The sequence below is a fragment of the Herbaspirillum rubrisubalbicans genome (genome assembly GCF_003719195.1).
In the GTDB taxonomy this organism is placed as follows: domain Bacteria; phylum Pseudomonadota; class Gammaproteobacteria; order Burkholderiales; family Burkholderiaceae_D; genus Herbaspirillum; species Herbaspirillum rubrisubalbicans.
Map to the genome: position 1 here is coordinate 3,730,603 of NZ_CP024996.1, position 26,906 is coordinate 3,757,508.

The following is a 26,906-nucleotide window of genomic DNA, read 5'->3' on the forward strand; positions in this document are numbered from 1 at the left end:
AACGTTTCACTGAAACACATCGAACACTTAGGCTGAAACAAGCTGCCGCCATGAAACGCCCTGCCCACTACGATCGTGATACCGACAAACCCGTGATCTGGACCGTCTCGGTCTCGCGCCTGTCGGAACTGTTCCGCGACATCACCCTGGAATTCGACGCCGTGGCCGACATCGAGCCCATCCAACTGGGCTTCGATGAAGCGGTGCGGCAGATCCGCGAGCGCCTGGCCAGCGAGCGCTGCGACGTGGTGATCTCGGCCGGCTCCAATGGAGCCTATCTCAAGAGCCGCCTGCCGGTGCCGGTGGTGGTGGCCCGTGCCAGCGGCTTCGACGTCATGCAGGCCTTGGCGCGCGCACGCCAGATCAGCGCGCGCATCGCCCTGGTCACCTACCAGGAAGCCATGCCGGCCTTGAGCGAGTTCCAGCAGATGTTTGGCCTGGATATCGTCCAGCGCACCTATGCCACCGAGGAAGATGCACGCGCCGTGGTGCATGAATTGAAGGCCGCCGGCATCAAGGCAGTGGTCGGTGCCGGCCTGATCACCGACCTGGCCGAGGAAGCGGGAATGCAGGGCATCTTCCTGTATTCCGCGGCCACCGTGCGCCAAGCCTTCGAGGATGCGCTGGAACTGGCGCGCCTGACGCAACTGGAAAGCACCCGCGGCCCCAGCCTGCCGGTGGCCGAGAACCTGCGCGCCCGGCATCACCTCAAGGATTTGCGGGGCGACTCGGCGGTGATGGAAACGGTGCGCCAATCCATTACGCTGTTTGCCCGCTCGCCGGCCAATGTGCTCATCCAGGGCGAGACTGGCACCGGCAAGGAACTGGCAGCGCAAGCCATCCACCGCGCCCATCCGCTGATGCAGGGCAAGACCCATGCCGCGCATCCCTTCGTGGCCATCAATTGCGGGGCGCTGGCCGAGTCGTTGCTGGAATCCGAACTGTTCGGTTATGAAGAGGGCGCCTTCACCGGCTCGCGCCGCGGTGGACGCCCCGGGGTATTCGAGGCCGCCCATCGCGGCAGCCTGCTGCTCGATGAAATCGGCGAGATGCCACTGCCCTTGCAGACGCGCCTGCTGCGCGTGCTGGAAGAACGGGAAGTGGTGCGGGTGGGCGGTACCCGACCGATTCCGGTACAGGTGCGCATCATCAGCGCCACCCATTGCGACCTGGAGGCGCGGGTGCGCGAGGGGCGTTTTCGGGCCGACCTGTATTACCGCTTAAGCGTATTGCGCCTGCAACTGCCGCCCTTGCGCGCGCGCCGCGAAGATATCCCGGCGCTGGCCGAGTGGCATCTCAAGCACGCGCTGGCGGCGCTGGATGCGCGAGCACACGCCAACCTGAGTGCGGAAATCCTGCGTTGCGCGCCGCTGCTGTGTGCATATGAGTGGCCGGGCAATGTGCGCGAGCTGCGCAACCTGATGGAGCGGCTGGCGCTGTTTTTGGCCGCCGAACCGCTGCAGGCGTTGACGGCGGCGCTGATCCAGCGTGTGGCACCCGAGCTGGTGGCGCGCTCGGTCGATGCAAACACGGAACTGCCTGCTGTGGACGACATGGAAACTGCCCCCGACCTGGAAGACATCCACGCCGCGCTGCGTCGTTTCCGCGGCAACCGGGCCGCTGCTGCACGTCACCTGGGGATGAGCCGGACTACCTTGTGGCGCAAGTTGAAGGACGCGCAGCAAGAGGCGCAAGAATGAGTTCAGAATGCGTGAAAAACGCGCGCAAAGAGAAAATCATTTATCAAATTCACCCGCACTTCCTGCACCCTGATAATCCCCTGCACTGCGCCTTGACAGTGCCGCATCGCGCCGCCTATCCTCGCCCGCTGTAACGGCCAGTACCGTCACAGGAGCCCACCACAACCACCCATAGTCAGGCCGCGATCTTGGCCCAGCAGAGGCCGGCGCAGCGTGCTGTTCCTCCATCCACAGCCATCCATCAGGGAGTCCCCATGACCAGCAACACCACGGCGCCAGGCGCCGGCACCACGCATCCGCAAGCGCGGCGTGCGATCATCTCTTCGTCCATCGGCAATGCGCTCGAATGGTTCGACATCCTCATCTACGGCGCTTTTGCCGTGGTGATCGCCAAGCAGTTCTTCCCCACCGGGGACGACAGCGTGTCGCTGCTGCTGACCTTTGCCACCTTTGGCGTGTCCTTCTTCATGCGTCCGCTGGGTGCGGTGGTGCTGGGTGCCTACTCCGACCGCGCCGGCCGCAAGGCGGCGCTGATGCTGTCCATCACCTTGATGACCATCGGCACGGCCATGATCGCCTTCATGCCCAGCTATGCCAGCATCGGCTTGCTGGCCCCGGCCGGCATCGCGCTGGGCAAGATGATCCAGGGCTTCTCGGCCGGTGGTGAATTCGGCAGCTCCACCGCCTTCCTGGTGGAACACGCACCGCACCGCCGCGGCTTCTTCTCCAGCTGGCAGGTCGCCAGCCAAGGCATCAGCCTGCTGCTGGCCGCCGTCTTCGGCGCCGTGCTCAACAACCTGCTCACGCCCGAACAACTGGCCTCCTGGGGCTGGCGCGTGCCTTTCATCTTCGGCCTGTTGATCGCACCGGCCGGCATCTACATCCGTCGCAACCTGGAAGAAGCCCCCGAGTTCGAGCAAGCCAGCGAAAAGACCAAGGCGCCGCTGCGCGATACCTTCGCCCATCAGAAGATGCGCCTGCTGATCGGCGCCGGCAGCGTCATCATGGCCACCGTCTCGGTCTACCTGTCGCTGTACATCCCGACCTACGCGGTCAAGCAACTGGGCCTGCCGGCCTGGTCCTCGTTTGCCGCCATGTCGGTGGCCGGCCTGATCATGTTCATAGGCTCGCCGCTGGTGGGCGCGCTGTCCGACAAGATCGGCCGCACGCCCTTCATGATCGCCAGCAGCGCGCTCTACATCGTGCTGACCTATCCGATGTTCGTGTTCCTGACCAACTCGCCGGGCTTCCTGCAACTGCTGTTGCTGCAGACCGTCATCGGCGTGCTCATGACCATGTACTTCGCGGCCATGCCGGCGCTGTTGGCCGACATCTTCCCGGTGGCCACGCGCGGCACCGGCATGTCGCTGGCCTATAACATCGCCGTGACCCTGTTCGGCGGTTTTGCCGGCCTCATCATCACCTGGCTCATCGACGTCACCGGCGACAAGCTGTCGGTGAGCTACTTCGTCATCTTCGGCGCGGTGTTGAGCCTGGCGGCCTCGACGGCGGCACGCTACGTCTTGCGTCTGCGCTGATCGAAACGACCTGCTGCCTGCTACGGCAGCAGGTCCGACCCTGCCGGGGCGGCCTTCCTTCCGCCCTGCCCCGAATCGCTTTCTCACCGGGCGCGATCACTTCCCGTTGGCTTCTGCCGTCCGTGCACATCGGCAATAAACTACATATTGTGTTTGGGTTTTACCCCCATTAAAGTGCGGTGCGCGTCTCGCCAAAGCAACGCCTGGCAATACCTGGTGAGACGTACATTCGCGTTCCGGTATGCCCTGCAGACGTAGCCCGACGACCCCGACGAAGCCGCCAGACACGCTCTTCATAGCGATGAAAAACTTCGTCGGTACCATGCCAGGAAATAGTGACTGGCCGAGGCGCGCAAGCCACCAGGCCAGGCAGCCCGAGCATCCGTCATCCACCGCGCCGGTCGCCTTGAGGGCGCTGGTTGCATCCCCCGGGGTCTATCGTGAATTTCCGAAACACCAAAGTCGCCACCCAGTTGATGCTGGGCTTTTCCATCCTGATCCTGTTCATGGCCGCGCTGGGCGGCAATGCTCTTTACCTGATGGGCAACATCAACAGGCAACTCAACGACGTCCAGACCAACTGGATGCCCAGCGTGACGACAGCACAGACCATGCTGGCCGAAATGCGGGCGGTCAACTTGGCGCAATACCGCGCCCTCACCGCCAACAACGCGCAACGGATGCAGGATGCCAAGACCCGCATCGCAGCTGCCCTGGGGCGCTACAGCAAGGCTGCCGAACAGTATCGACATCTCATCAGCACGCCAGAGGAACAGAAGGCCTTCGATGAGCTGCAGGACTTGCTGACCCGTTACCAGCAGATCGGCGACCAGTTGCTGCAGACCGTCGAGCAAGGCAATGAAATCGAAGCCGCCAATATCATGAAGGACACGCTCTATCCGGTGCGCACCGCCATGGAAGCGAAGATCCAGCAGATCATCCGCATCAACCAGCAAGGCGCCGCCCAGGCCGCCGAACAGGGCCAAGCCAGTTATACCCGCAGTCACGGGATCATCATCGCCTTCACCGTGGCCGCCACCGTGGCCGGCCTGGCCATTGCGCTATTGATCAGCCGCCGCCTCACCCGCCAGTTGGGTGGCGAGCCGGGCCAGGCGATGTGGCTGTCGGGCCAGATTGCGGCCGGCAACCTGGCGGCCCGGCTGGAATTGAAAAGCCATGACACCAGCAGCCTGATGCGTTCGCTGATGATCATGCGCGACCAGCTCAGCGGCCTGGTGGGCCAGATCAAGCACGCCAGCAGCTCGATCCACGTGGCCGCGCACGAGATTGCGCAAGGCAATATCGATCTCTCGCAACGCACGGAGGAACAAGCGGCCTCGCTGGAAGAAACCGCCTCCAGCATGGAACAACTGACCAGCACCGTGCAGCAGAACGCCAACAACGCCCGCCAGGCCAGCGGCATGGCCAGTGCAGGGGCGGAAGTGGCGCACCGGGGCGAAGCCGAAATCGCCCAGGTGGTGACGACCATGCGGGAGATGAGCGTGAGCTCACACCAGATGTCTGACATCATCAGCGTCATCGAGGGCATTTCCTTCCAGACCAATATCCTGGCCTTGAATGCTGCCGTAGAAGCGGCGCGTGCCGGCGAAAATGGACGCGGCTTTGCGGTGGTCGCCACCGAAGTGCGCGCGCTGGCCCAACGCAGCGCGGCAGCGGCCAAGGAAATCAAGGACTTGATCGAGAACTCGGTGAACCGCATCCAGAGCGGCACGCGCCTGGTCGAAGCAGCCGGTGACACGATTGCCGAGATCCTGCAATCGAGCAGCCGCACCACGACATTGATGAAGGAAATCGCCGCCGCCTCCGAAGAACAGAGCGCAGGCATCGGCCAGGTCAATACCGCCATCGTGCAAATGGACCAGGTCACGCAGCAGAATGCGGCCCTGGTCGAACAGGCGGCAGCCGCTGCACAAGCCATGATGCAACAGGCACAGGCGCTGACCGAGGCGGTCTCGATGTTCACGCTGGAGGATGCTGCGCTGGCGACCCTGCCAGGCGTGGCTGCGAGCGGTTTGCCGGCACCTGCCAGGCAGGTCAGGGGGATGGCGAGGCCGGCGCTGAACTGAGCCTCGCCCCAATAATCCTATAAATGATTTACATGAATTAAAGGCAGGCCATCTCGGAGACGATCTTCTTGCTCGCTTCTGGTCGATGACCAAGCCATGGCAGATATCAGAGCTCTGAGCGCCTGCCCTGTCAGCAAAGGACGCCTACGACTCCCTTCGATGTCGTAGGTGTCATCTCAGAAAACAGAAAATAAATACGCTAAGCCCAGCGTCGTGACACGCGCAGACAAACGCCAACTGGTAAGTGCGGGCCGCTACCCAATGCAAGAGCTGCTCTCCCTTGCCACGATTCCGGGCGAGGCTCCCCTTGACCAAGCTCATTCGGTCGCAACTCCCCGCCATCACTGGCCTATTGGCCGAACCTGCCGGCCACCGACTCGGTGATTCCACGACCCAGGCCCTATCGTCCTGCGGCAAAAGTTTGTTGCCCACTCCTCGCATTCCCGAACAGATTCTGAAAAAGTGGTTGACCTCTGAGAATGCTCGTTCTACTATGTGTAGAACGATCATTCTCATGCAGAGGTTCCCATGGATTCTTCAGACGACGCATCCCTTACCTCCCGCCTGTTGGCGACCACGGAAAAGCTGATTTATTCGGGCGGCATTCATGCCACCGGCATGGACGCCATCGTCAAGGAGTCCGGTGTAGCGCGACGTAGTATCTACCGGCTCTACGCGAACAAGGAGGAGTTGGTGGCGGCCGCTCTGCTGGCGCGGGACCAGCGTTGGATGTCGTGGTTTGTTGGTGCGACTTCACAGACCAGCGCACCGATGGCGCGCCTGGAGTCGATCTTCCCTGCGCTACGCCAATGGTTCGAGAGTGAAGACTTCCATGGCTGCGCGTTCATCAATGCCGCCGGTGAGCTGGGGAAGACCCATCCCGACATCGGCGCTGTCTCGGCGCTGCATAAGCAGCGTCTGCGTTCCTATCTTCGGGAGCTGACCAGTGCGTCAGGCTTGGCCAATCCCGATGAAGTCGCCAACTATTTTCTTATCCTGATCGACGGCGCAACAGCAGTTGCAATGGTCACCGGTGATGCGAGTGCCGCCGATAGTGCTGGCAGGGCGGCCGCCCTGCTTTTATCGACCCTGCCGCAAGAGGCAGGATCAAGTTCACCTACCCGTTGAGGTCCTATCATGTCATCCAATACCGAAGTCCGTCCTCCCCTTCCGCCGTTCACCCTAGAGTCCGCCATTCAGAAGGTGCGCCTTGCTGAAGATGGCTGGAACACCCGCGACGCCGCGAAGGTGTCGCTTGCCTACAGCCTGGATACCCGCTGGCGCAATCGCGCCGAGTTCGCCAATGGCCGTGACCAGGCGCGTGCCTTCCTTGAGCGCAAGTGGGCCAAGGAGCTGGAATACCGTCTCATCAAGGAACTGTGGGCCTTTACCGGCAACCGCATTGCTGTGCGCTACGCCTATGAATGGCGCGACGATTCCGGCAACTGGTTCCGCTCCTATGGCAATGAGAATTGGGAATTCAAGGAAGACGGGCTGATGGTCAACCGCTACGCCTGCATCAATGATCGCCCCATCGCCGAAAGCGAAAGGCTGTTCCGCTGGCCGCTGGGGCGCCGTCCTGACGATCACCCGGGACTTTCCGAGCTGGGACTCTAAGCGCATAAAAATGATGGCCTGGCTCTCACGATCCAGGCCATTTCGTTTTAGCCACTAGACCAGCCCGGCCGGCCGTTTCGCTTCTTCCAGCAGCCATTGTGCGAACGCTTGGAGGGGCTCGCCAGCATGTTGCAATGGTTCAGGGAGCACCAGACAGAAGGTCTTGGAAATGCCTGCGTCTTGCGGCCAGGGTGCCACCAGACGGCCTTGCGCCAGCTCCCCTTCCACATACAGGCGTGGCACCAGCGCTACGCCCAGGCCGGCCAACGCGGCCTCGATGAGCATCCCATGCAAGTCATAGCGGGGGCCTTGGGCGGCATGAGTCAGGCTGATCCCGGTCTGCGCGGCATAACGCTGCCAGGCGTCGTGATTCTGGCGTCGATGCAGTCTGGGCAAGGTGTCCAGTGCCGGTACCCGGGTAGCTTCTGGCAGCAAGGCCGGATGACATACCGGGATCAGCACCTCATCGAGCAGGCGATACGTGTGCATTCCGGCCCAGGCCGGATGGACGAAATGAATCGCCGCATCCAATCCACTGCCGGCCAGCAGGAACGGCTCCATGCGTTGGGCAAGATGCACCGTGATGTGAGGATGCAATGCGGCCAAGCGCGGCAGACGAGGGATGAGCCAGCGCATGGCGAACGTGGGGCTCACTGCAATATCGAGGCTGGCCCCATGGGTCGGCAGGGACATCAGATGCTGACTGTCACGGTCAAGACGCTCAAGCGTTTCCCGGACGTGGCCGGCGTAGCGTTGGCCATGTGGCAGCAAGCGCACCCGATTGCCGATCCGCTCAAACAGCGTTACCCCCAGAAACCCTTCCAGACGCCCGATCTGACGGCTGATGGCGCCTTCCGTCAGGGCCAGTTCTTCGGCGGCCCGGGCGAAACTGCCATGACGTGCCGCAGCCTCGAATGCCATCAATGAGCTATTGCTGGGAATCCTGCGCCGCATAGTGTTCCTGTCCGGGAGATGACTGGCGATGCCAGCTTTACTTTTTGTCACTGAAGCTTACCTAAATATCGATTTATTGGTGCGAAAACACTACCTATGATGATATCTCCTCAACCAAACAGGTCTCCGCCCAGATGCGCGGCGGACCGCCATCATGATGATCTATACCGTCGAATGCAGCTTTGCCGATCCCTTCAGCGAAGCAGAATGGAACGATTTCTATAGCCTGGAAAAGCTCCCGGCCCTCATCTCCGTGAGCGGCTTTCACACCTCACAACGATTCAAGGCCTTGAGCAAAGGCTGTCCGACCTATCTTGCGCTGCATACCATCGACGATCTCGAGGTCCTGCTCTCTGAGGAGTATCAGCGCAAAGGCGGCGGCAATTTCGCACGCTGGCAACAGCACATCACGCACTGGCATCGCAATCTCTATGAAACATCGGCAGCCGCGCCTGCTGTGTTGGATGGCGCGTATCTGCTGCTCAGTGCGGCCGGCCCCGATCCGCTGCGGGCGATGGGACTATCGCCTGGGCTCCTCAACGCAGTCGCATTGGAGCAATCCCCGCCACAGAGATGGATGGCAGTCTTGCGCGATCCCATCGATATCGACCACGCTGCTCTTCCTGAAGGACTACACCTCTACACGCCGATGACCGCGCAACTGAGCAGCGGTAGCGAACCGGCCATCCACCCGGCGAGCTGACGCGATGCCCAACGTGACCATCTTCATCCATCAAGACCGGATGCCTGGCGCAGAATGCCTGGAGCGGCTTAGCGCGAGCTGCGAGCAACTCTGCACCGAGATACTGGAAGCCCTGCCGGAAAACGTCCACATCGTCTATGTCGCGGTCAGCCATGGCAAAGGTCATCCTGCCTGGGCCGATATCCGATATCGGATGTCGCCCCATAGAACGCCGGCTGTCATGGACGATTTCATGCAACAACTGGACGCGGCCATACAAGCCTGTACCGGACTGATGCCACGCATCCGCTGCTTTGCTTACGCAGCGCAGGCCATCAGTGCGCGTCATTGACACCGACCGAAGACGACCATACGAAAATGAATTTCCCCAGTCAGCAAATCGGTGATTTTTCCGTCACCGCCATCAGCGATGGTTTTCTCCGCGCACCACTGGATGTGCTGTCCAATATCGATCCCGCGGAGGCCGCTCGGCTACAGCAAGATGCCGGCATGACCGACCCCTCTGCCATCCATATCAATTGCTATCTGATCCGCAGCCAGAGCAAAACCATACTGGTCGATACGGGTGCAGGCGGTTTCAAGCAATGGGGTGGCAGGTTGCAGGACAATCTCCGACGGGCCGGCGTTCTGCCGACCGATATCGATACGATCCTCCTGACCCATGCGCATCCTGATCATATCGGGGGGCTGCTCGATAGCACAGGAGAACTAGGCTTTCCCGACGCGGAGCTGGTACTGCATGAGCAGGAACTCTCCTTCTGGCAGAACGATATCCACCTGCACCGCGCCAACGAACGGGCACGTGGCAACTTTCTCTTCGCACGCCAGGTGTTCGAGAAGTATCGCGACCGGATCCGCCTCTTCGCCGGCGAAGAGGTACTTCCTGGCATCAGCGCCCTGTCGCTTCCCGGACATACCGCCGGACATTGCGGGTATCGGGTCCAGTCGAATGATCAGGACCTGCTGATCTGGGGGGATATCGTGCATTTCCCGCACCTGCAGATCAGTCACCCTGAAGTCTCCATCGCATTCGATCTCGATGCGCATCTTGCTGCAGCCACACGAACGCGCTTGCTCGACATCGTCAGTGCCGACCAACTGCTCATTGCCGGTATGCACCTCGGCGAAGAAGGCTTCGTACAGATTATTCGAAACGGCAAGCACTACCGGCTCGTCAGCCAGCAACGATGATCGATGAACCGTGTGCATAAAAATGGCCTGGATCGTGAGATCCAGGCCATTTCCTTTTTTATGGGCCGCCGTTTCTTCCCCTTGCAAATCCTACCCACACGGCGGCACGTGGGCAGGCCTCCCCTGCTGACTGTTGCGCACTGTTGCTCACGGTTGCTGAGGACAGCTCAGTCGTCTTCAGCACCGCCGATGCCCAGCTCCTGGATCTTGCGGGTGATGGTGTTGCGACCGATGCCCAGGCGCACGGCGGCGTCGTTCTTGCGGCCGTGGGTGTGCTTGAGGGCAATCTTGATCAATGCCGCTTCGAACTGACGGCCGAGGATATCCATCACCTCGGGCTGTTCCGAGGCCAGCATCTGGGCAGCTTCGGTTTCCAGCAGCGAGATCCAGCTACTACTCCCGGCTTCGGCAGTCGTCGCACCTGGCGCCGCTTCGGCATAGGCGAGCGGGGCTGCCAGGGCCGACGCCGAGGCGGGGGCGGCCACGATCTGCGCCGGTTGCGGTGCGTGTACGCGTTCTTCCACCAGGTCTTGCGGCAAGTCCTTGATCTCGACCGTCTGGCCAGGCGCCATCACGGTGATCCAGTTGCACAGGTTTTCCAGTTGTCGCACGTTGCCGGGGAACTCCAGTTGCGACAGGAACTGCATGGCCTGCGGCGACAGGCGCTTGGCTTCCACGCCGAGCTGGCGCGCGCTCTGCGCCAGGAAATAACGGGCCAGGATGGGAATGTCCTCGCTGCGCTCGCGCAGGCTGGGCAGGCGCAGGCGAATCACGTTCAAGCGATGGTACAAGTCTTCGCGGAACAAACCTTCACGTACCCGCTGTTCCAGGTTCTGGTGGGTGGCCGCAATGACGCGTACATTGGCCTTCAAGGATTGGTGGCCACCGACGCGATAGAAGTGACCGTCCGAGAGCACGCGCAACAGGCGCGTCTGCAAGTCCAGCGGCATGTCACCGATTTCATCGAGGAACAAGGTGCCGCCTTCGGCCTGTTCGAAGCGGCCACGACGCATGGCTTGCGCGCCGGTGAAGGCGCCGCGTTCATGACCGAACAGTTCGGACTCCAGCAAGTCCTTGGGAATGGCGGCGGTGTTCAATGCCACGAAGGGTTGGCTGGCGCGCGGGCTGTGCTTGTGCAGGGCACGTGCCACCAGCTCCTTGCCGGAGCCGGATTCGCCGGTGATCAAGACCGTCACGTTCGACTGCGACAGGCGACCGATGGCGCGGAACACGTCCTGCATGGCGGGGGCCTGGCCGAGAATCTCGGGGGTCTGGGCCGCGCCCTGCTCGATGTCGGTTTCGCGCAGGCTTTCGTCGAGGGCACGGCGGATCAGTTCGACCGCCTTGTCCACGTCGAAGGGCTTGGCCAGGTATTCGAAAGCACCGCCCTGGAAGGCGGAGACCGCCGAATCCAGGTCTGAGAAGGCGGTGATAATGATCACCGGAATGCCGGGATGCTTGGCCTTGACGGTCTGCAGCAACTCCAGGCCGGAGGCGCCGGGCATACGGATATCGGACACCAGCACTTGCGGCGTGCCGTTCTGCAGGGCAGCCATGGCATCGCGTGCGCTGGAAAAACTCTGCGTGGCGAGATTTTCTCGGGCCAGTGCTTTTTCGAGCACCCAGCGTATCGATTCGTCGTCGTCAACAATCCAGATTGGCTTCATAAATAACGTCTTCCTGCGTTGGTCATGCTGTTAATGCTCCCGCGAGTCCTGGCACTTCTGGCACCAGGTCCGCAGCCCCCTTATTGCAGCGTTGGCGCACTGCCTGCGGCGCTGGGCTCACGGCAGCGGTATTAGTATTCTGAAATCGGTGCAACCCGGCCGGCTGTCGCATTCGATCACTCCCATGTGCTGGTGGACGAAGGTCTGCGCCAGGGTCAGCCCCAGTCCGCTGCCACCCTCCCGACCCGATACCAGGGGATAGAAGATCCTGTCCTGGATGTCGGGGGGGATGCCCGGACCGTTATCGATGATATGCAAGTCTAGTGCCAGCCGATATCTGACCTTCGATAGCGTCACCTGACGCGAGACGCGGGTGCGCAGGATCAGCTCGGCATCTCCCGCACGGATGCGGTCGGCCAGGGCCTGGGCGGCGTTGTGCACGATGTTGAGGACGGCCTGTATCAGTTGCTCCTTGTCGCCGCGGAATTCGGGAATGGACAGATCGTAGTCGCGCTTGATGGTCAGCCCCTGCGGGAACTCGGCCATGACCAGGCTGCGCACGCGTTCGCACACTTCGTGGATGTTGACGTCACCCACGATGTGCGGATGACGATGCGGGGCCAGCAGGCGATCGACCAGCGTCTGCAGGCGATCGGCTTCCTTGATGATGACCTGGGTGTATTCGCGCAATTCCTTCAGATGCCGCTCGGGCAGCTCCAGCTCCAGCAGCTGTGCTGCGCCACGGATACCGCCCAGCGGATTCTTGATCTCGTGGGCCAGGTTGCGGATGAGCTCCTTGTTGGCCTGGCTCTGGTCGAACATGCGCTCTTCGCGGTCCAGCTTGAGTTGCTGCACGTTCTCGCGCAGCTCCAGCAGCACCGGTATGTCGAGGCTATCGAGGGGCGTGACGATGGTATGGACCTGCAGCGGTTCGCGGTTGGCGCGCTCCAGCACCAGGTCCAGGCGCTTGTCGGCGAACTGGTGTTCGATGGCCTGGTAGAACAGCGCGGTGAGCTCCTTGCCGTTGAGGAAGAGCTCGGAGAGCTTCTGTTGCGAGAGGACCTTGAAGGAACTCTCCAGCAGGTTCTCGGCTGCCGCGTTGGCATAGACGATGCCACCCTTGGCGTCGAGGATGATGACAGCCGAGGCCAGCAGGTCCAGGCCATCAAGGGAAGGAAGTGCAGTCTTCATGGTGGAATGGGTGAGGCCTGGATTCATGTGGTAGAGAGAAGTCGGTGATAGGCAATGATCGGAAGGTCTAGCAAGTTTCGGGCGCACTGGGCTGGTGGGCTGGCGGCCTGCCGAGCATAAAAAAAGGGGAAGCAAGCTTCCCCTTTTGGTCCGGATACGGATTCGATTACAGCGAGTAGTACATGTCGAATTCGATCGGGTGCGTGGTCATGCGGAAGCGTTGGACTTCCTGCATCTTCAGCTCGATGTAGGCATCGATCATGCTGTCGGTGAAGACGCCGCCACGGGTCAGGAACTCGCGGTCCTTGTCCAGGTGTTCCAGGGCTTCATCCAGCGAAGCACAGACGGTCGGGATCAGCTTGTCTTCTTCCGGCGGCAGGTGGTACAGGTCCTTGGTGGCAGCTTCGCCCGGGTGGATCTTGTTCTGCACGCCATCCAGACCGGCCATCAGCAGCGCCGAGAAGCACAGGTACGGGTTGGCCAGGGGATCCGGGAAGCGGGTTTCGATACGACGGCCCTTGGGGTTGGCCACGTGCGGAATACGGATCGAGGCCGAACGGTTACGAGCCGAGTAGGCCAGCTTGACCGGAGCTTCGAAGCCGGGAACCAGACGCTTGTAGGAGTTGGTGCCGGGGTTGGTGATGGCGTTCAAGGCCTTGGCGTGCTTGATGATGCCGCCGATGTAGTACAGCGCGAACTCGGACAGGCCGGCATAGCCGTCGCCAGCGAACAGGTTCTTGCCATCCTTCCACACGGATTGGTGCACGTGCATACCGGAGCCATTGTCGCCCACCAGCGGCTTGGGCATGAAGGTCGCGGTCTTGCCGTAGGTGTGGGCGACGTTCCAGATCACGTACTTCAGGGTCTGGGTCCAGTCAGCGCGCTCGACCAGGGTCGAGAACTTGGTGCCCAGTTCGTTCTGGCCAGCGCCAGCCACTTCGTGGTGGTGCACTTCGACGGGGATGCCCAGGGATTCCAGGATCAGGGACATTTCCGAACGCATGTCCTGGAAGCTGTCGACCGGGGGAACCGGGAAGTAGCCGCCCTTGACGGTCGGACGGTGGCCGGAGTTGCCGCCTTCGATCTCGGCGCCGGTGCTCCAGGAAGCTTCTTCGGATTCGATCTTGACGAAGGAACCGGACATGTCGGCACCCCAACGCACGCCGTCGAAGATGAAGAATTCGGGTTCCGGGCCGAAGTAGGCGGTATCGCCCAGGCCGGAGGACTTCAGGTAGGCTTCAGCGCGCTTGGCGATGGAGCGCGGATCGCGGTCGTAGCCCTTGCCGTCGGACGGCTCGATCACGTCACATTGCATGAAGAGGGTGGTCTCTTCCATGAACGGGTCGATGTTGGCGGTGTTGGGGTCCGGGATCAGCAGCATGTCGGAGGCTTCGATACCCTTCCAGCCGGCGATCGACGAACCGTCGAAGGCGTGACCGGATTCGAACTTGTCGATGTCGAAATGCGAAACAGGCACGGAAACGTGCTGTTCCTTGCCACGGGTGTCAGCGAAACGGAAGTCGACAAACTTGACTTCGTTGTCCTTCACCATCTTCAAAACCTCTGCGGCCGTCCTTGCCATGCGAATCTCCTAAAACGAGGAAGTAGTATAAATTGGGGTGTTGAGCCGTTTTCTGCGACTGGATCTTTGCATTTGATACAACGGTCTTGCGCCGAACTCAGTCGCGGATGATAGCAGATTCCATGCCACCAACCTTTCGGGTGCGCCAATAATGGAATATTTTAGGGAGGAGCCGGCAAAACGCCCGCTGGGAGCGGTGCAGAGCCCCCCTCCATGTGCGCTATTGTGGTGCATTTTATATAAAACGCACCACAATAATGCACATATTGAGCAATACATCTGAAACACCCCACATTGGTGCGTGCGCCATCGTGGAGCAAGGAATCCCCGACTGAAAAACGTGCACAGTCTTGGGAAAATTGCCCAAATGTTTATATTGTTTAGAATCAAGATGCAGGACGCAAGACCTCATCCCGAACGCATCCCCTCATCCCATCAAGAGATCCAAGAAAGCGATTGCCCATGAGCACCCAAGCCATTCTCGCCACCGCCACCCAACGTGCCACCGAAGGCCAACTCCCCTATGCCGGCGCCGTCACTCCGCAAGAAGCGCTGGCCCTGATCCAGGCCGATCCCGCCGTCAAGCTGGTCGACGTGCGCACCCGCGCCGAGCGCGACTGGGTGGGCGTAGTCCAGATCCCGGCGGCGCAGCACCTGGCGGTGCAGTGGAACCTGTACCCCGAAGGCAAGCCCAATCCGCAATTCCTGGAGCAATTGCGCGAGGTGGCCGCACCGCAAGACATCGTGCTGTTCCTGTGCCGTTCCGGCGTGCGCTCCAAGCACGCGGCCAAGCTGGCCAGCGAACATGGCTATAGCCGCTGCTTCGATATCCTGGAAGGCTTCGAGGGCAACAAGGATGCCGCCGGTCATCGCAAGACGGTGGAAGGCTGGTGCAAGGCCGGCCTGCCCTGGGTCGGCGCCTGAACCACAGCCCCCTCGTTGGGAATCGGTTCAGGATTGCAGGCTGCGCGCCTGCAATGCACTGGAGAGGGATTGCAACAGCAGGCCGATGGCTTGCCGTTCATCGGTGTCGGCGCGCAGCGCTTCTTCCACGCATTCCAGCAGGGCCACGATCTCGGCCCGCCCCATGGTCAGCGCCGCCCCCTTCATGCGGTGCGTGAGCTGACCCAGCCGAGCCGCATCACCCATCACGCTGGCCTGCTGCAAGGCTTGCAAGTCGCTCTGGGCGGTCTGGATGAACAAGCGTGCCAGATCCTGGCTGTGTTCTTCTTCGGCCGTGGCCGGCCCCCCGTCTTCGCCGCTTTCGTGATCGCACCACAAGGCCAGCAGGCGGCGGATGGCCACGGTCTGCAAGGGCTTGTCGAGCGTCCCATCCATGCCGCTGTCCAGGCAGCGCTGCACATGGGTGGCATCAGCCTCGGCCGAGATGCCGATGAGCGGCGTATAGGAACGCGTCGAATCGTGTTGCTCCAGCAAACGCACTTGGCGCGCCACTTCCGGGCCGGGCATGTCCGGCAGGAAGCAATCCAGCAGCACCATCCCATAGGACTGGGCCTGGATGGCGGCCAGGGCGCTGCCCCCATCGGCCACGCAATCGACCTGGCAACCCAGCATCTGCAAGCGGTTTTGCATGGCGTAGCGTATCGTGGCCGAATCATCGACCAGGAGCACGCGCGGCCCACTATCCTTCATCATCACTCCCCCTTTCCTGATGCGGCGTTCACAAGTCCTTGATCTGGTATTCGATCTTGAACAATTCGTTGTCACTGCGCACTCCCAACTTGCGGAAGGCCGATTGCTTCTGGCAACTGATGGTCTTGACGCTGCGCGCGAATTTTTCGGCAATGTCGGTCACCGACAGGCCATCCAGGCAGCAGCGCAAGACTTCGCGCTCACGCGGCGACAGGTTGGGCATGTCGGAGAGCGTATCGGAAGAAGGTGGCGTATTGCGCGCACGGCGGCGGCGCGGTGGAGCTGGTTCGGGCTCGCTGCGTGCACCGGGATCGGCGGCCTGCAGGGCGGCCAGTTCGCGGCTCATGGCAATACTCAGATATTCACGGCCGGTGTGGATGGCGCGGATGGCCAGGATCAGTTCGCTCAGTTCCTGCGACTTGCCAACGAAACCGCGCGCCCCAGCCTTCATGGCCATGACCACGGTGGCCGGGCTGCTGTGGGCCGAGGTCACCAGGATCTTGCTGCGCGGGAAGCGCACCCGCAGTGCACGGATCAGGTTCAGGCCATCGATGTCGTTGCTGCCCAGTGAATAATCGATCAATAGCAGATCGGCCGGCTCGGCCCGCAATGCCGTCATCAACTCCTTGCTGGTGGCAAAAGCGCCGATGACCGAGAAGTCCGGCTCCTCGGCCAGTCGCTTGGCTAGGCCGTAGCGCACCACGGCGTGGTCGTCGAGCAAGGCGATGCGCATCTTCGATCCCACTTTCCATGTCATGCGCTGTCCCCTCGTATTGTGGTGATATGAAGCTTTCTTCTGCACATTGTCCGGCGAGCGGGCGCGGCGTTGGCAAAGGCATTATTTTGGCGGAGCGCGCGCCACCAGCGCATAAGAATCGTCTGAAAAACATCGAGAAAAAGCAAGTTTTTCTACAGCGACCCGTGCTCGACAAGCTGACGATAGCGTCAGCTTTGTAACACCGTGTATGAAGTAACAAGTATCGAGACAAGACCTTCTTTTTTTTGTCGCTGACAAGCGGCATGATGACAACCTCAACCCCGACCCAGGCGTTATGCCGCCAGTGCCGGGGTGCTGCGGCACGCCGCGCATTACACTTGCTTACAGCCGTCAACCAGGCCATTGACGATACTGGCCTCCCCCTTTTCCGAACCCGCGAGGCTCACCGATGCCCCCGTTACCGCTGCGTTGTCCGTCCCTGCTCCCGGCGCGACTACTGTTGACGCTGGCACTGCTGATCACTGCCTGCGGCCAGGCCCAGGCTGCGACGGCAGCGGGGCCGGCCAGCGCCCCGCTGTCGGAGCAGGAGCGCGCCCTGCACGTGCTCAACCGCCTGGGCTACGGTCCCCGTCCGGGTGATCTGGAGCAGGTCGAGCACATGGGCGTGAAGCGCTACATCGACCAGCAATTGCATCCCGAGCGCATCCCCTTGCCCGCCGAGCTGCAAGCCAGTCTGGCAGCCTTGCCGGGGCTGCAGATGACGACCTCGCAATTGTTCGTCGACTATGGTCCGCCCTCCTTCGAGCGCAACATCAGCAAGGAAGAACAGGCCGTCGCGCGCCAGCGTGCCGTGCGCGAACTGACGCCGCAATGGCATATGGCGCGGCTGCTGCAGGCCACCGAAAGCCCGCGCCAGCTGGAAGAAGTGATGACCGAATTCTGGGCCAATCACTTCAACGTCTTCGAGGGCAAGGACTGGGTGCGGTACTGGGTCGGGGATTATGAAAAGAATGCCATCCGCCCCTACGCGCTGGGCAACTTCCGCGAACTGCTGGGCGCGGTGGCACATCACCCGGCCATGCTCTACTACCTCGACAACTGGCTCTCCAGCGGCGCCGGCACTCCCGGTGCGCGTGGACGCTTCAAGGGCTTGAACGAAAATTACGCGCGCGAGTTGATGGAGCTGCATACCCTGGGCGTGAATGGCGGCTACCAGCAGGCCGACGTGATCACGCTGGCGCGCATCCTCTCGGGCTGGACCATCGATGTCGATGCCATGAAGGCTGGCGCGGCGCCGTTCCGCTTCATCGCGCAGCGCCACGACAATGGCCCCAAGATATTCCTCGGCAAGCCGTTGGCCGCCAGCGGCTACCAGGAGGGCGAAGCGGCGCTCGACATCCTGGCCAATCATCCTTCGACGGCACGCTTCATTGCCACGCAACTGGTGCAGTATTTTGTGTCTGACCAAGCCGATCCGGCGCTGGTGCACAAGCTGTCGCAGAAATTCCTGAGCACCCACGGCGATATCCGCGCCGTCTTGCAGACGCTCTTCGACAGCCCGCAATTCTGGGCGCGCAGCAATTACCAGACCCAGTTCAAGACGCCCTACCAATTCGTGGTCTCGGCCCTGCGCGCGGAGGACATCCCGGTGCGCAATGCCAAGGCGGTCAATGGCGAGCTGAGCCAGTTCGGGATGCCACTCTATGGCTGGCTTACGCCCGAGGGCTACAAGTATTCGCAAGCGGCCTGGCTCAATCCCGATGCCCTGCTGCGACGGATCAACTTCGCCGGCTACCTGGCCAGCGGCTGGTCGCCCATCGCGCGGCCCGAAGGCACGCCGCCGCCCTCCAAGGCCGAGCTCCGCCCGCTGGACGCGCAGTTGTTGCGCACCACCCTAGGCCCGGCCATTACGTCCCAGACCGCTGCCCGCATCGAGGCCGCGCCCGAGAACCAGCGGGCCAGCCTGATCCTGGGTAGTCCCGATTTCATGAAACGCTGACCCTGCAGAGGCACCATGAACCGCCGCGATTTCCTCCGTTACCTGGGCGCTGCCGGCAGCGGCGCCATCCTGGTCCCCATCGGCCTGTCCGGTTGCGCCGTCGTGCCCACCGGCGACAAGAGCATCAGCCGGGCCAGTAGCGCCAACCATATCTCTTCCGGCCAGGTAGCCTACGGCGCGCCGGCCGCGCGGCCCCATGCCGCAGGCGATGGCGCGCCGCGCATGGTGGTAGTGTTCCTGCGGGGTGCCGTCGATGGTCTCAACGTAGTGGTGCCGTATGGCGATGGCGCGTATTACCAGGCACGGCCGACCATTGCGGTGGCGCGTCCGGGACAAGCCAATGGCGTACTCGACCTGACCGGCTACTTCGGCCTGCACCCGGCCCTGCAACCGCTGATGCCGTACTGGCAAAGCGGCCAACTAGCCTTCGTCCATGCGTCCGGCTCCCCCGATAGTTCGCGCTCGCACTTCGAGGCGCAGGACTACATGGAGACCGGCACGCCGGGCCAGCACAATACGCCTGATGGCTGGCTCAACCGCGTCATGGATTACCTGCCACCGGCGCAATCACCGCTGCAGACCATCAACGTAGGCAACGCCACGCCGCGCATCCTGAGCGGCCACAACGTGGCGGCCAACCTGCCCACCGGGCGCGAGGCCACGCGCCCGAGCATGATCGACCAACCGCGCTGGAGCCAGGTCTTCGACCCGCTCTATGGCGACGACGATGCGCTGGGCAAGGCCTATCGCGATGGCCTGGCAGCGCGCAAGCAACTCATGGCCGAGATCAATAGCCAGGAACAGCAGATGGCCAACAATGGCGCCCCGCTGCCCAATGGCATGTCGATGGATACGGCGCGCCTGGGCCGCCTGATGCGTCACGATCCGCGCATCCGACTGGCCTTCCTGGCCGCCGGCGGCTGGGATACCCATATCGGCCAGGGCAACGGTACCGGCCAACTGGCGGCCCGCCTTTCGCCGCTAGGCGCGGGCCTGGCCACGCTGGCGCGCGAACTGGGGCCGGCCTTCAATGACACGGTGATCGTGGTGATGTCCGAATTCGGCCGCACCTTCCGCGAAAACGGCAATGGCGGCACCGATCACGGCCATGGCAATGCCATGTGGCTCATGGGCGGCAACCTGCGCGGCGGCAAGATCTACGGACAATGGCCGGGCCTGAACCAGGCAGCCTTGAACGAAGGCCGCGACCTGGCCATCACCACCGATTTCCGCGCCGTGCTGTGTGCGCTGGCGGAGCAGCATATGCGCATCCCTGACCAGGCATTGGAGAAAATATTTCCCCAATATGCTGCGGGTTCTAAAGGTGTGCCTGCGCTCTTTGTCTAAGACGGCGCAAGAATTATCGGGATGAATTTCCAACCCAAGTTTTGGATATTTTCCCAATCCTTAGTTATCGACACCCTTTGCCGGGCCAGTAAACAAACTAACCTTTGCGTTGTATTCCAATATCAAGTCTTGCCTACCAGACATGTCGATAACCTCGCCATGAGCAACCGCCCCAAATAATTCAGTGGTGACCAATATGAAAACTATGTCTTGCTCTGAATAGTTAGCCTCAACCTTGCCACTGTTATGCCGTCGCGATACTTGGTGAAAACCCGTATGAGTAAATCCACTCATAGTTTTCCAGACGTGGGTCTTTAATGATGACAATACTTCCGAACGCCCTAGTTTTGGTTCGATGTCAGCGACAAGCTGCTTAAAGCTTCGGTCAATATCCCCAGTTTTGAATTTTCTGATTTGTTGATCAGTTGCGCATCGACGTAACCACATTCCGCGTATCAGGGATTCCACCAGTACTCTAAGCAACGCGAAGGCAGATCCATATAGTTCAGATGAGCATAAAAGTGCTATTGCTGCTTGATGCTCAATAGCTACATCAAAACATCCAAGAGCGATCAACGATCGTTCGTCTGCCGGCAGATCTAAGCCCGTCGACAAGCTATCAAGCCACATCATCTGTCTCATTAAATGCTCGAATTGTGCGACGGCGGTGCTCATTAGATTTTCTTGTTTCGAAGCTATTCCCACGTTTCTTTTCGCCTGACTTTCACAGGCTCGTCAGCAGGGTATCCCTGGAAGGGAGGTGGGCCTCCCAAGACGCGATGAAGCGCCCTTTGATGCGTTTTGCGTATGCGATTACCTCTTTAAATACCTTCTTCACCATAAGCAAATCCTCCTTTCTGCTGTTGGATAGCACTGCAATGAACTCTGCAACAACGAAGCCCACAAGGAAACCAAGTGGGCCAAAGATCATATGAACACTGAACCGCCCCGACTTTCGCGGAGGCTATTTGGTTTAAGTTATGCCGACACTGCAGTATTGCTGGCGAACCGGCTGTAGTAGTTTGCCTCAGCTTCTGCCGGAGGGATATAGCCGATGGATTCCAGCAGTCGATGATGGTTGAACCAAGCCACCCATTCGAGCGTGGCCAGTTCGACGGATTCCCTGGTTTTCCAAGGGGCACGGCGATGAATTAATTCAGCTTTGTACAGGCCATTGATGGTTTCGGCCAAGGCGTTATCGTAACTGTCGCCACGGCTTCCGACCGATGGCGCAATGCCCGCCTCGGCCAGGCGTTCACTGTAGCGAATCCCGACGTATTGCGATCCCCTGTCGGAATGATGGATCAAGCCGCCGTTGCCTTCGGGCTGGCGAGCATAGAGCGCCTGCTCCAGCGCATCTAGCACGAAGTCCGTCGTCATACTGTTGCTGACACGCCAGCCAACGATGCGACGGGCAAACACGTCGATGACGAAGGCCACATACAGCCAGCCTTGCCAGGTCGATACGTAGGTAAAGTCGGACACCCAAAGCTGGTTGGGACGATCAGCCTTGAACTGACGATTGACCCGGTCCAACGGGCAGGCTGCCTTGGGATCAGAACGCGTGGTGCGAAGTTGCTTACCACGCCGGGCTCCCTGAAGCCCTTGCTTTCGCATCAACCGCTCTACCGTACAACGTGCGATAGATACGCCCTCGCGATTCAGCTGTCGCCACACCTTGTCAGCACCGTACACACGCATGTTGGCGTGCCACACCCGGCTGATTTCAACTCGCAGTACCGCATCACGCTTGCTACGAGCACAGCACAATTGAGGATTGCGCTGCCTCGCTGCATAACGCCGATATGCTGACGGGGCAACCTGCAATACCTTGCAGATCGGCTCGACCCCGTGGATATCCCGATAGCGATCGATATAGGTATTTACGACTTCAGTTTGCGGTCGAGCTCCGCCTGCGCGAAAAAAGCGCTCGCGGTCTTGAGAATCTCGTTAGCACGGCGCAATTCCTTGACCTCGCGCTCCAGTGCCTTGATACGCTCACGCTCGGCCGTGCTGACGCCATCCCGCTCGCCGCTATCGACCTCGGCGCGTTTGACCCAGTCCAGCAGCGTCTGAGGCGTACAGCCGATCATCGGCGCAATCGATTGGACCGCAGACCACGTGGAGGAATGCTCATCCCGCTGCTCACGCACCAAGCGCACCGCACGCTCTCGTACCTCAGGGGAAAACTTGCTTGATTTCTTGTTCATGGCTCTATTCTCTCAAGAGTTAGAGCCTCCTCAAAATCCGGGGCGGTTCACACAGCCAGCCATCATCAGTCTCAGGAGGCCACCTCTGAGAGACACCCTTTGAGGATGTTTCGGCTCGAATAGTTTAGCGCAAAGAACCAGCAGGCGTGAGTTTGCGCTTGATCGGGTTAATCCACCATCTCATGCTCTGAATACAAATACCGGTCAAGCCTGTTCCATAAACCAATGGACACAAGCAATGGTCTGCCTGGAAAATTCGAAGAGCCTGACGCCCACTTTCTCCTGTTCAATCCCAACCACAACCGTCGGCGAGATAAAGATCATAGGGCGGCGACTTTATGGTGTAGTCGAAAGCCGTTTATTGAAGTTGCTGTAACCGCTCAGCCCCAACCTTGGAGAGATATGCAGACCAGAACCGTTAAGTTCTTTGGCCTAGCTCTTTTAGTTTATCTTTCGCTAGGCTTGATCGTTCATTTCACAAGACTCCACTACGGTCGCTGCGACTTTTACAATCGGCCGGAAACGTTGGACGGTGGTGTGAAACTCTTGAACGGAACGTCATACCGATTCCAGATGTGCGGTACTGGCGGAAATGATCAGGACGGAACGGACGATAAAATCGAACTGAAGGTGTTCAACGATCAAGGCACGCTGCTAGCCCGGAGATATTTTTCGGTCAACTGGTATGCAGGCAGAAGCTTCCATCCCCCCTTAGCCTACGAGGACGACTTCGTTCGATATATTGACGTAACTGAAAACTCTAGATTCGAGAAACGCCTGAACATCCCACCAACAAAGTGGGATTGGATTAGAGCCAGATTGTCGTTGTTTTGACCCAAGCTTGGTCACGATTGCCAATCTGGCTGACGTCACTCCGCCTCGGCAATCCACGCCGCCTGGATCGCTTCCAGGATGCGCTCGCCAGAGCGATTGGGATCATCCGCAAACCCATCCAGCTCCATGACCCAGCGATGCAGGTCGGTAAAGCGGATGGTCTTGGGATCGACCTCGGGAAACTTGTCGCAAAGCTCCTCGGCGATCTGCTGGGTATCGGTCCATTTCATGTCGCTCTCCTGCACCGCGCTGGCGGCGTGTTCAGTGGTTTTCGGACGCGTGGTTGATGGTGTACTTGGGAATTTCGACGGTCAGGTCGTCTTCGCCCAGCACCACCTGGCAAGACAGGCGGGACGTCGCTTCCAGGCCCCAGGCCATGTCCAGCAAGTCTTCTTCCTTGTCGGTCGGATCATCAAGGGTCTCGAAGCCTTCGCGAATCACCACGTGGCAGGTGGTGCAGGCGCAGGACTTCTCGCAGGCGTGCTCGATGTCGATGTCGCTGTCCAGCAGCGCATCGCACAGGGTCTTGCCGGCGGGGGCGTCGATCACCGAGCCTTCAGGGCAGAGGACCGGATGAGGGAGGATGACGATCTGGGGCATGGTGGCTCTCGTGTCTTGTCTACAGTGTCTACAGTGTTCAGGTGATGAAATCGCTTAAGCTACTTCATCCAGTTTCTTGCCGGCCAGCGCGGCGTGGACGCTACGGTCCATGCGGCGCGCGGCGAATTCCTCGGTGCCGTGCGCCAGGGCATCCACCGCTGCCTTGATGGCGAGATGGTCACTGCCTTGCGCGGCGGCGGTCACGGCTTCGATCTGGGCTTCGATGGCCACGCGCTCATCTTCTGACAGCAGCGCAGCATCGGCCTGCAGCGCCGAACGGGTGGCCAGGACGATGCGCTCGGCTTCGACCTGCTCTTCGCGCAGGGCGCGACGCTGCATATCTTCATCAGCGGAACTGAAGGATTCTTGCAACATGCGGGCGATCTCATCGTCGCCCAGGCCATACGAGGGTTTCACGGTGATGGAGGCTTCCACGCCGGAAGTCATTTCGCGCGCCGATACCGCCAGCAAGCCATCGGCATCGACCTGGTAGGTCACGCGGATGCGTGCCGCACCGGCTGCCATGGGTGGGATGCCGCGCAGCTCAAAGCGCGCCAGCGAGCGGCAGTCGGCCACCAGTTCGCGCTCGCCCTGCACCACGTGGATCGCCATGGCAGTCTGGCCATCCTTGAAGGTGGTAAATTCCTGGGCGCGGGCGCAAGGGATGGTGGAATTGCGCGGGATGACCTTCTCGGCCAGGCCGCCCATGGTTTCGATGCCCAGCGACAGCGGGATCACGTCCAGCAGCAGCCAGTCGTCGCCGGGGGCACGGTTGCCGGCCAAGAGATTGGCCTGCACCGCGGCACCCAGGGCCACCACCTTGTCGGGGTCGATGTTGGACAGCGGGTTGGTCTTGAAGAACTCGCCCACGGCGCGGCGGATGTGCGGCATCCGGGTGGCGCCGCCGACCAGCACCACGCCATCCACGTCTTCCACCGTCAAGCCGGCGTCGCGCAGGGCCTTGCGCACCGGGGTCATGGTCTTGGCTACCAGGTGCTGGGTGATCTCGTTGAATTGCGCCGCGGTGATGGACAGGTGGACTTGCTCGCCGGACTTGAGCGCCGCATCGATCTGCACTTCGTCCTTGGTGGAGAGCAGTTCCTTGACCTCGCGCGCCTTGACCATCAAGAGCCGCGTGTCTTCGTCCGACAGGGGCTGCAATTGGGCTTGCTGGCTGATCCAGCAGAACAGACGATGATCGAAGTCATCCCCGCCCAGGGCCGAATCGCCACCGGTGGCGAGCACCTCGAAGACGCCGCGCGTGAGCTTGAGGATGGAGATATCGAAGGTGCCGCCGCCCAGGTCGTAGACGGCGAAGATGCCTTCGGAGGCATTGTCCAGACCATAGGCGATGGCTGCGGCGGTCGGTTCGTTCAACAGGCGCAGCACGTTCAGTCCAGCCAGTTGCGCGGCATCCTTGGTGGCTTGGCGCTGGGCATCGTCGAAGTAGGCCGGCACCGTGATGACGGCACCCACCAGGTCGTCGCCCAAGGCGTCTTCGGCGGTCTGGCGCAGCGTGGCCAGGATCTGGGCCGAGACTTCCACCGGGCTCTTGACGCCCGCCACGGTCTTTATCTGCACCATGCCAGGCTGGTCCTGGAAGTCATAGGGCATGTTCTCGGCGTGGGCGATGTCCTTGAGGCCACGGCCCATGAAGCGCTTGACCGAGACGATGGTATTGCGCGGGTCGATGGTCTGCGCGGCCTGGGCCTTGTAGCCGATATTGGCATGGCCATTGGGCAGGTAGCGCACGATGGAAGGCAGCAGTACGCGGCCATCGTCATCGGCCAACACTTCAGGGATGCTGTTGCGCACGGTGGCCACCAGCGAATTGGTGGTGCCCAGGTCGATGCCAACGGCCAGACGGCGCTGGTGCGGCGCGGTGGACATGCCCGGTTCGGAAATCTGCAGTAAAGCCATAGGAGGTGGACGGGTCGTGAAGCGTTATTCAGGTAAGGCCATCCGAATGCCGAGGCCGATGAAGGCGCAACCTGCAAGGCGGTTCAGATGGACGGAAGCGGTGGCGCGGCGGCGGAAGTAGGCGCCGACGCTGCCGGAAAAAAGCGCGATGGCGCTGAAGATGACAAAGGCCTGGACAATGAACAGCAGCGCCAGCACCAGCATCTGCAAGGCTTCATGGCCGGCTTCGCGCCGCACGAACTGCGGCAGGAAGGCGATGAAGAACAGCGTCACCTTGGGATTGAGCATGTTGGCCAGCACGCTTTGCCAGTAGATGCGACGCAGCGGTACGGCGCTCATGCCCTGCCCGTCCGCAGCCAGCGCGATGCCGGCCGAGGCCGAGCGCAGTGTGCGCACGCCGAGATAGGCCAGGTAAGCCGCGCCCGCATATTGCAGGGCGTGATAGGCCGGCGCGTAGGCCTTGATGAGGGCGGCAAAACCCAGCACCGCCAGCAGCGTATGGAAGATCAATCCCGAGCAGAAACCGGCGGCCGCCACCAGGCCGGCCTGGCGACCTTGCGCGACGCCACGGGTGAGCACGTAGAGGTTGTCCGGGCCGGGGGCCAGGGTCAGCGTCATGGCGGCCAGCAGGAAGAGGAACAGGTCGGGCATGGGCGGCTTTCGCGGATCAGTTTCGCAGATCAGCCTTCGATCAGGGCGAAGGCATCGCCGATCTCGGCACCGAACTTGTCGAGGAACATCAATTGGCGCACCAGTTGTCCGGCCGCAGCGTAATCGGCGGCATCGAGCAGCGCTTCGATGCGGGCGATCTCGGCTTTCTTCTCGGCCAGCAGTTCGGCGTTGAGGCGTTCCAGCGCATCGACATCCTTGCCGGCCTTGGCATCGTCGAGCATTTCGCGCCACTCCATCTGCTGCATCAGGAAGGCCGGGGCCATGGCGGTATTGGACTCGGTCTGCAAGTCCACGCCATGCAGCTCGCACAGGTACCGGGCGCGCTTCAGGGGATTCTTCAGCGTCTGGTAGGCCTCGTTGGCGCGGGTAGCCCATTGCATGGCCACGCGCTTTTCGGCGTCGCTGGCATGGGCGAACTTGTCCGGGTGAGCTTGGCTCTGCACCTGGTGGTATGCCTGCTCCAGCGCCTTCTGGTCGACGGCAAAGCGTTGCGGCAACTGGAACAGGTCGTAGTGGTTTTGCATGGCTGAAAAATAAAAAAGCCTGTCGGACGGCAACAGGCTTGGCACATCAAGGACGGCACGGTGACCAGGCGGCCCCGCATGGCGCTATCACAAGGCTGTCACAAGGCTATCACGAGCCGGCTAAGCACTGGCCGCTGCGCCACCACGGCGGCGCGACGGCATCGGCGATGATCCCATCCGGGGTCGGGGATCAGATTCA

Annotated in this window: 26 protein-coding genes, 1 other RNA gene and 1 other annotated feature; of the genes, 13 read left to right on the plus strand and 14 right to left on the minus strand. The window is 61.1% G+C overall.

The features are described from left to right. Nucleotides 1-50 precede the first annotated feature (50 nt). The 5 genes from prpR to RC54_RS16570 all read left to right on the plus strand — a co-directional run bounded on the left by prpR (nt 51) and on the right by RC54_RS16570 (nt 6,942). On the plus strand, nt 51-1,700 hold the full coding sequence (gene prpR / locus RC54_RS16550) for a propionate catabolism operon regulatory protein PrpR (protein ID WP_061789000.1): 1,650 nt from the start codon (nt 51-53) through the stop codon (nt 1,698-1,700). A gap of 254 nt (nt 1,701-1,954) precedes the next feature. Beyond that, nucleotides 1,955-3,238: an MFS transporter gene (locus tag RC54_RS16555; protein ID WP_058896159.1), complete on the plus strand. Its 1,284-nt coding sequence runs from the start codon at nt 1,955-1,957 to the stop codon at nt 3,236-3,238. Between the two features lie 440 nt (nt 3,239-3,678). Next, nucleotides 3,679-5,325 carry a methyl-accepting chemotaxis protein gene (locus RC54_RS16560; protein WP_058896160.1) on the plus strand — a complete coding sequence of 549 codons (1,647 nt, stop codon included), beginning with the start codon at nt 3,679-3,681 and terminating at the stop codon, nt 5,323-5,325. Nucleotides 5,326-5,853: 528 nt separating this feature from the next. Further along, nucleotides 5,854-6,453: a TetR/AcrR family transcriptional regulator gene (locus RC54_RS16565; RefSeq protein ID WP_061789001.1), complete on the plus strand. Its 600-nt coding sequence runs from the start codon at nt 5,854-5,856 to the stop codon at nt 6,451-6,453. A gap of 9 nt (nt 6,454-6,462) precedes the next feature. After that, nucleotides 6,463-6,942 carry a nuclear transport factor 2 family protein gene (locus RC54_RS16570; RefSeq protein WP_058896162.1) on the plus strand — a complete coding sequence of 160 codons (480 nt, stop codon included), beginning with the start codon at nt 6,463-6,465 and terminating at the stop codon, nt 6,940-6,942. 54 nt (nt 6,943-6,996) lie between these two features. Here RC54_RS16570 and RC54_RS16575 read toward each other — a convergent pair whose 3' ends face one another. Further along, nucleotides 6,997-7,896 carry a LysR substrate-binding domain-containing protein gene (locus RC54_RS16575; protein WP_058896163.1) on the minus strand — a complete coding sequence of 300 codons (900 nt, stop codon included), beginning with the start codon at nt 7,894-7,896 and terminating at the stop codon, nt 6,997-6,999. 157 nt (nt 7,897-8,053) lie between these two features. On the opposite strand from RC54_RS16575, the gene RC54_RS16580 reads away from it, so the two are divergent. From RC54_RS16580 to RC54_RS16590, 3 genes are read left to right on the plus strand one after another with little or no spacing between them, the layout of a single operon-like run. Continuing rightward, the gene (locus RC54_RS16580) at nt 8,054-8,599 is read left to right on the plus strand and encodes a hypothetical protein (protein ID WP_061789013.1); all 546 of its coding nucleotides are present in this window, start codon (nt 8,054-8,056) and stop codon (nt 8,597-8,599) included. A 4-nt stretch (nt 8,600-8,603) separates the two neighbouring features. Then, on the plus strand, nt 8,604-8,930 hold the full coding sequence (locus RC54_RS16585) for a hypothetical protein (RefSeq protein ID WP_061789002.1): 327 nt from the start codon (nt 8,604-8,606) through the stop codon (nt 8,928-8,930). 26 nt (nt 8,931-8,956) lie between these two features. After that, entirely contained in the window at nt 8,957-9,790 is an 834-nt protein-coding gene (locus tag RC54_RS16590; protein ID WP_061789003.1) for an MBL fold metallo-hydrolase, read from the plus strand. A 167-nt stretch (nt 9,791-9,957) separates the two neighbouring features. Here RC54_RS16590 and ntrC read toward each other — a convergent pair whose 3' ends face one another. The 3 genes from ntrC to glnA all read right to left on the minus strand — a co-directional run bounded on the left by ntrC (nt 9,958) and on the right by glnA (nt 14,230). Continuing rightward, the gene (ntrC, locus tag RC54_RS16595) at nt 9,958-11,457 is read right to left on the minus strand and encodes a nitrogen regulation protein NR(I) (protein WP_058896167.1); all 1,500 of its coding nucleotides are present in this window, start codon (nt 11,455-11,457) and stop codon (nt 9,958-9,960) included. A gap of 117 nt (nt 11,458-11,574) precedes the next feature. After that, nucleotides 11,575-12,648, minus strand: coding sequence for a nitrogen regulation protein NR(II) (glnL, locus tag RC54_RS16600; RefSeq protein ID WP_061789004.1), 1,074 nt, complete (start codon nt 12,646-12,648; stop codon nt 11,575-11,577). A gap of 166 nt (nt 12,649-12,814) precedes the next feature. Next, nucleotides 12,815-14,230 carry a type I glutamate--ammonia ligase gene (glnA, locus tag RC54_RS16605; RefSeq protein ID WP_017451619.1) on the minus strand — a complete coding sequence of 472 codons (1,416 nt, stop codon included), beginning with the start codon at nt 14,228-14,230 and terminating at the stop codon, nt 12,815-12,817. A 462-nt stretch (nt 14,231-14,692) separates the two neighbouring features. Here glnA and RC54_RS16610 point away from each other — a divergent pair, with 462 nt between their 5' ends. Beyond that, nucleotides 14,693-15,154 carry a rhodanese-like domain-containing protein gene (locus tag RC54_RS16610; RefSeq protein ID WP_058896169.1) on the plus strand — a complete coding sequence of 154 codons (462 nt, stop codon included), beginning with the start codon at nt 14,693-14,695 and terminating at the stop codon, nt 15,152-15,154. A gap of 27 nt (nt 15,155-15,181) precedes the next feature. Here RC54_RS16610 and RC54_RS16615 read toward each other — a convergent pair whose 3' ends face one another. Both RC54_RS16615 and RC54_RS16620 read right to left on the minus strand, forming a co-directional pair. After that, nucleotides 15,182-15,886 (minus strand): Hpt domain-containing response regulator, encoded by a 705-nt coding sequence (locus RC54_RS16615; RefSeq protein WP_061789005.1) that lies wholly within the window; start codon nt 15,884-15,886, stop codon nt 15,182-15,184. Between the two features lie 25 nt (nt 15,887-15,911). Then, nucleotides 15,912-16,640: a response regulator transcription factor gene (locus RC54_RS16620; RefSeq protein WP_058896170.1), complete on the minus strand. Its 729-nt coding sequence runs from the start codon at nt 16,638-16,640 to the stop codon at nt 15,912-15,914. Between the two features lie 26 nt (nt 16,641-16,666). Here RC54_RS16620 and RC54_RS25335 point away from each other — a divergent pair, with 26 nt between their 5' ends. The 3 genes from RC54_RS25335 (at nt 16,667) to RC54_RS16630 (ending at nt 19,947) form a co-directional block, all read left to right on the plus strand. Then, the gene (locus tag RC54_RS25335) at nt 16,667-16,840 is read left to right on the plus strand and encodes a hypothetical protein (RefSeq protein WP_156425854.1); all 174 of its coding nucleotides are present in this window, start codon (nt 16,667-16,669) and stop codon (nt 16,838-16,840) included. 209 nt (nt 16,841-17,049) lie between these two features. Next, entirely contained in the window at nt 17,050-18,600 is a 1,551-nt protein-coding gene (locus tag RC54_RS16625; protein ID WP_061789006.1) for a DUF1800 domain-containing protein, read from the plus strand. Between the two features lie 15 nt (nt 18,601-18,615). Beyond that, nucleotides 18,616-19,947, plus strand: a complete 1,332-nt coding sequence (locus tag RC54_RS16630) for a DUF1501 domain-containing protein (RefSeq protein ID WP_061789007.1) — start codon at nt 18,616-18,618, stop codon at nt 19,945-19,947. A 60-nt stretch (nt 19,948-20,007) separates the two neighbouring features. Here the strand turns inward: RC54_RS16630 and RC54_RS16635 are convergent, their stop codons facing one another. The 3 genes from RC54_RS16635 to RC54_RS16650 all read right to left on the minus strand — a co-directional run bounded on the left by RC54_RS16635 (nt 20,008) and on the right by RC54_RS16650 (nt 22,273). Further along, the gene (locus tag RC54_RS16635) at nt 20,008-20,622 is read right to left on the minus strand and encodes a DUF6988 family protein (protein ID WP_061789008.1); all 615 of its coding nucleotides are present in this window, start codon (nt 20,620-20,622) and stop codon (nt 20,008-20,010) included. A 303-nt stretch (nt 20,623-20,925) separates the two neighbouring features. Then, a protein-coding gene (locus RC54_RS16645) for an IS3 family transposase (protein WP_373281464.1) occupies nt 20,926-22,157 on the minus strand; the annotation gives its coding sequence in 2 pieces (ribosomal slippage) (nt 20,926-21,875 and nt 21,875-22,157; 1,233 coding nt in all). Further along, nucleotides 21,760-21,876 (minus strand) — a sequence feature (AL1L pseudoknot). It overlaps the preceding gene by 117 nt. A gap of 50 nt (nt 22,158-22,207) precedes the next feature. Further along, nucleotides 22,208-22,273, minus strand: an RNA gene (locus RC54_RS16650) — hammerhead ribozyme type II. A gap of 109 nt (nt 22,274-22,382) precedes the next feature. Here RC54_RS16650 and RC54_RS25770 point away from each other — a divergent pair. Continuing rightward, nucleotides 22,383-22,991, plus strand: coding sequence for a hypothetical protein (locus RC54_RS25770; RefSeq protein WP_244216362.1), 609 nt, complete (start codon nt 22,383-22,385; stop codon nt 22,989-22,991). A gap of 35 nt (nt 22,992-23,026) precedes the next feature. On the opposite strand, the gene iscX is transcribed toward RC54_RS25770, so the two are convergent. From iscX to hscB, 5 genes are read right to left on the minus strand one after another with little or no spacing between them, the layout of a single operon-like run. Beyond that, nucleotides 23,027-23,221, minus strand: coding sequence for a Fe-S cluster assembly protein IscX (gene iscX, locus RC54_RS16660; RefSeq protein WP_061790046.1), 195 nt, complete (start codon nt 23,219-23,221; stop codon nt 23,027-23,029). 31 nt (nt 23,222-23,252) lie between these two features. Continuing rightward, a complete protein-coding gene (gene fdx / locus RC54_RS16665; protein ID WP_013235088.1) occupies nt 23,253-23,591 on the minus strand; it encodes an ISC system 2Fe-2S type ferredoxin in 339 nt (112 codons plus the stop codon). Nucleotides 23,592-23,645: 54 nt separating this feature from the next. Next, a complete protein-coding gene (gene hscA / locus RC54_RS16670; RefSeq protein ID WP_017451608.1) occupies nt 23,646-25,511 on the minus strand; it encodes a Fe-S protein assembly chaperone HscA in 1,866 nt (621 codons plus the stop codon). 24 nt (nt 25,512-25,535) lie between these two features. Further along, nucleotides 25,536-26,162 carry a LysE family translocator gene (locus RC54_RS16675; protein WP_058896174.1) on the minus strand — a complete coding sequence of 209 codons (627 nt, stop codon included), beginning with the start codon at nt 26,160-26,162 and terminating at the stop codon, nt 25,536-25,538. A gap of 29 nt (nt 26,163-26,191) precedes the next feature. Further along, the gene (gene hscB, locus RC54_RS16680) at nt 26,192-26,707 is read right to left on the minus strand and encodes a Fe-S protein assembly co-chaperone HscB (RefSeq protein ID WP_058896175.1); all 516 of its coding nucleotides are present in this window, start codon (nt 26,705-26,707) and stop codon (nt 26,192-26,194) included. Between the last annotated feature and the right edge of the window lie 199 nt (nt 26,708-26,906).

Bases quoted from the DNA above. Each gene is read 5' to 3' on its own strand.
- ntrC (WP_058896167.1), bottom strand. From the start codon at position 11,457: ATGAAGCCAATCTGGATTGTTGACGACGACGAATCGATACGCTGGGTG.
- hscB (WP_058896175.1), bottom strand. From the start codon at position 26,707: ATGCAAAACCACTACGACCTGTTCCAGTTGCCGCAACGCTTTGCCGTC.
- RC54_RS16575 (WP_058896163.1), bottom strand. From the start codon at position 7,896: ATGCGGCGCAGGATTCCCAGCAATAGCTCATTGATGGCATTCGAGGCT.
- RC54_RS16570 (WP_058896162.1), top strand. From the start codon at position 6,463: ATGTCATCCAATACCGAAGTCCGTCCTCCCCTTCCGCCGTTCACCCTA.
- fdx (WP_013235088.1), bottom strand. From the start codon at position 23,591: ATGCCCCAGATCGTCATCCTCCCTCATCCGGTCCTCTGCCCTGAAGGC.
- RC54_RS16585 (WP_061789002.1), top strand. From the start codon at position 8,604: ATGCCCAACGTGACCATCTTCATCCATCAAGACCGGATGCCTGGCGCA.
- RC54_RS16610 (WP_058896169.1), top strand. From the start codon at position 14,693: ATGAGCACCCAAGCCATTCTCGCCACCGCCACCCAACGTGCCACCGAA.
- RC54_RS16620 (WP_058896170.1), bottom strand. From the start codon at position 16,640: ATGACATGGAAAGTGGGATCGAAGATGCGCATCGCCTTGCTCGACGAC.
- prpR (WP_061789000.1), top strand. From the start codon at position 51: ATGAAACGCCCTGCCCACTACGATCGTGATACCGACAAACCCGTGATC.
- glnA (WP_017451619.1), bottom strand. From the start codon at position 14,230: ATGGCAAGGACGGCCGCAGAGGTTTTGAAGATGGTGAAGGACAACGAA.
- RC54_RS16630 (WP_061789007.1), top strand. From the start codon at position 18,616: ATGAACCGCCGCGATTTCCTCCGTTACCTGGGCGCTGCCGGCAGCGGC.
- RC54_RS16615 (WP_061789005.1), bottom strand. From the start codon at position 15,886: ATGATGAAGGATAGTGGGCCGCGCGTGCTCCTGGTCGATGATTCGGCC.
- RC54_RS16580 (WP_061789013.1), top strand. From the start codon at position 8,054: ATGATCTATACCGTCGAATGCAGCTTTGCCGATCCCTTCAGCGAAGCA.
- RC54_RS16555 (WP_058896159.1), top strand. From the start codon at position 1,955: ATGACCAGCAACACCACGGCGCCAGGCGCCGGCACCACGCATCCGCAA.
- RC54_RS25335 (WP_156425854.1), top strand. From the start codon at position 16,667: ATGAAGCTTTCTTCTGCACATTGTCCGGCGAGCGGGCGCGGCGTTGGC.
- hscA (WP_017451608.1), bottom strand. From the start codon at position 25,511: ATGGCTTTACTGCAGATTTCCGAACCGGGCATGTCCACCGCGCCGCAC.
- RC54_RS16675 (WP_058896174.1), bottom strand. From the start codon at position 26,162: ATGCCCGACCTGTTCCTCTTCCTGCTGGCCGCCATGACGCTGACCCTG.
- RC54_RS25770 (WP_244216362.1), top strand. From the start codon at position 22,383: ATGGACACAAGCAATGGTCTGCCTGGAAAATTCGAAGAGCCTGACGCC.
- glnL (WP_061789004.1), bottom strand. From the start codon at position 12,648: ATGAAGACTGCACTTCCTTCCCTTGATGGCCTGGACCTGCTGGCCTCG.
- RC54_RS16565 (WP_061789001.1), top strand. From the start codon at position 5,854: ATGGATTCTTCAGACGACGCATCCCTTACCTCCCGCCTGTTGGCGACC.
- iscX (WP_061790046.1), bottom strand. From the start codon at position 23,221: ATGAAATGGACCGATACCCAGCAGATCGCCGAGGAGCTTTGCGACAAG.
- RC54_RS16590 (WP_061789003.1), top strand. From the start codon at position 8,957: ATGAATTTCCCCAGTCAGCAAATCGGTGATTTTTCCGTCACCGCCATC.
- RC54_RS16635 (WP_061789008.1), bottom strand. From the start codon at position 20,622: ATGAGCACCGCCGTCGCACAATTCGAGCATTTAATGAGACAGATGATG.
- RC54_RS16625 (WP_061789006.1), top strand. From the start codon at position 17,050: ATGCCCCCGTTACCGCTGCGTTGTCCGTCCCTGCTCCCGGCGCGACTA.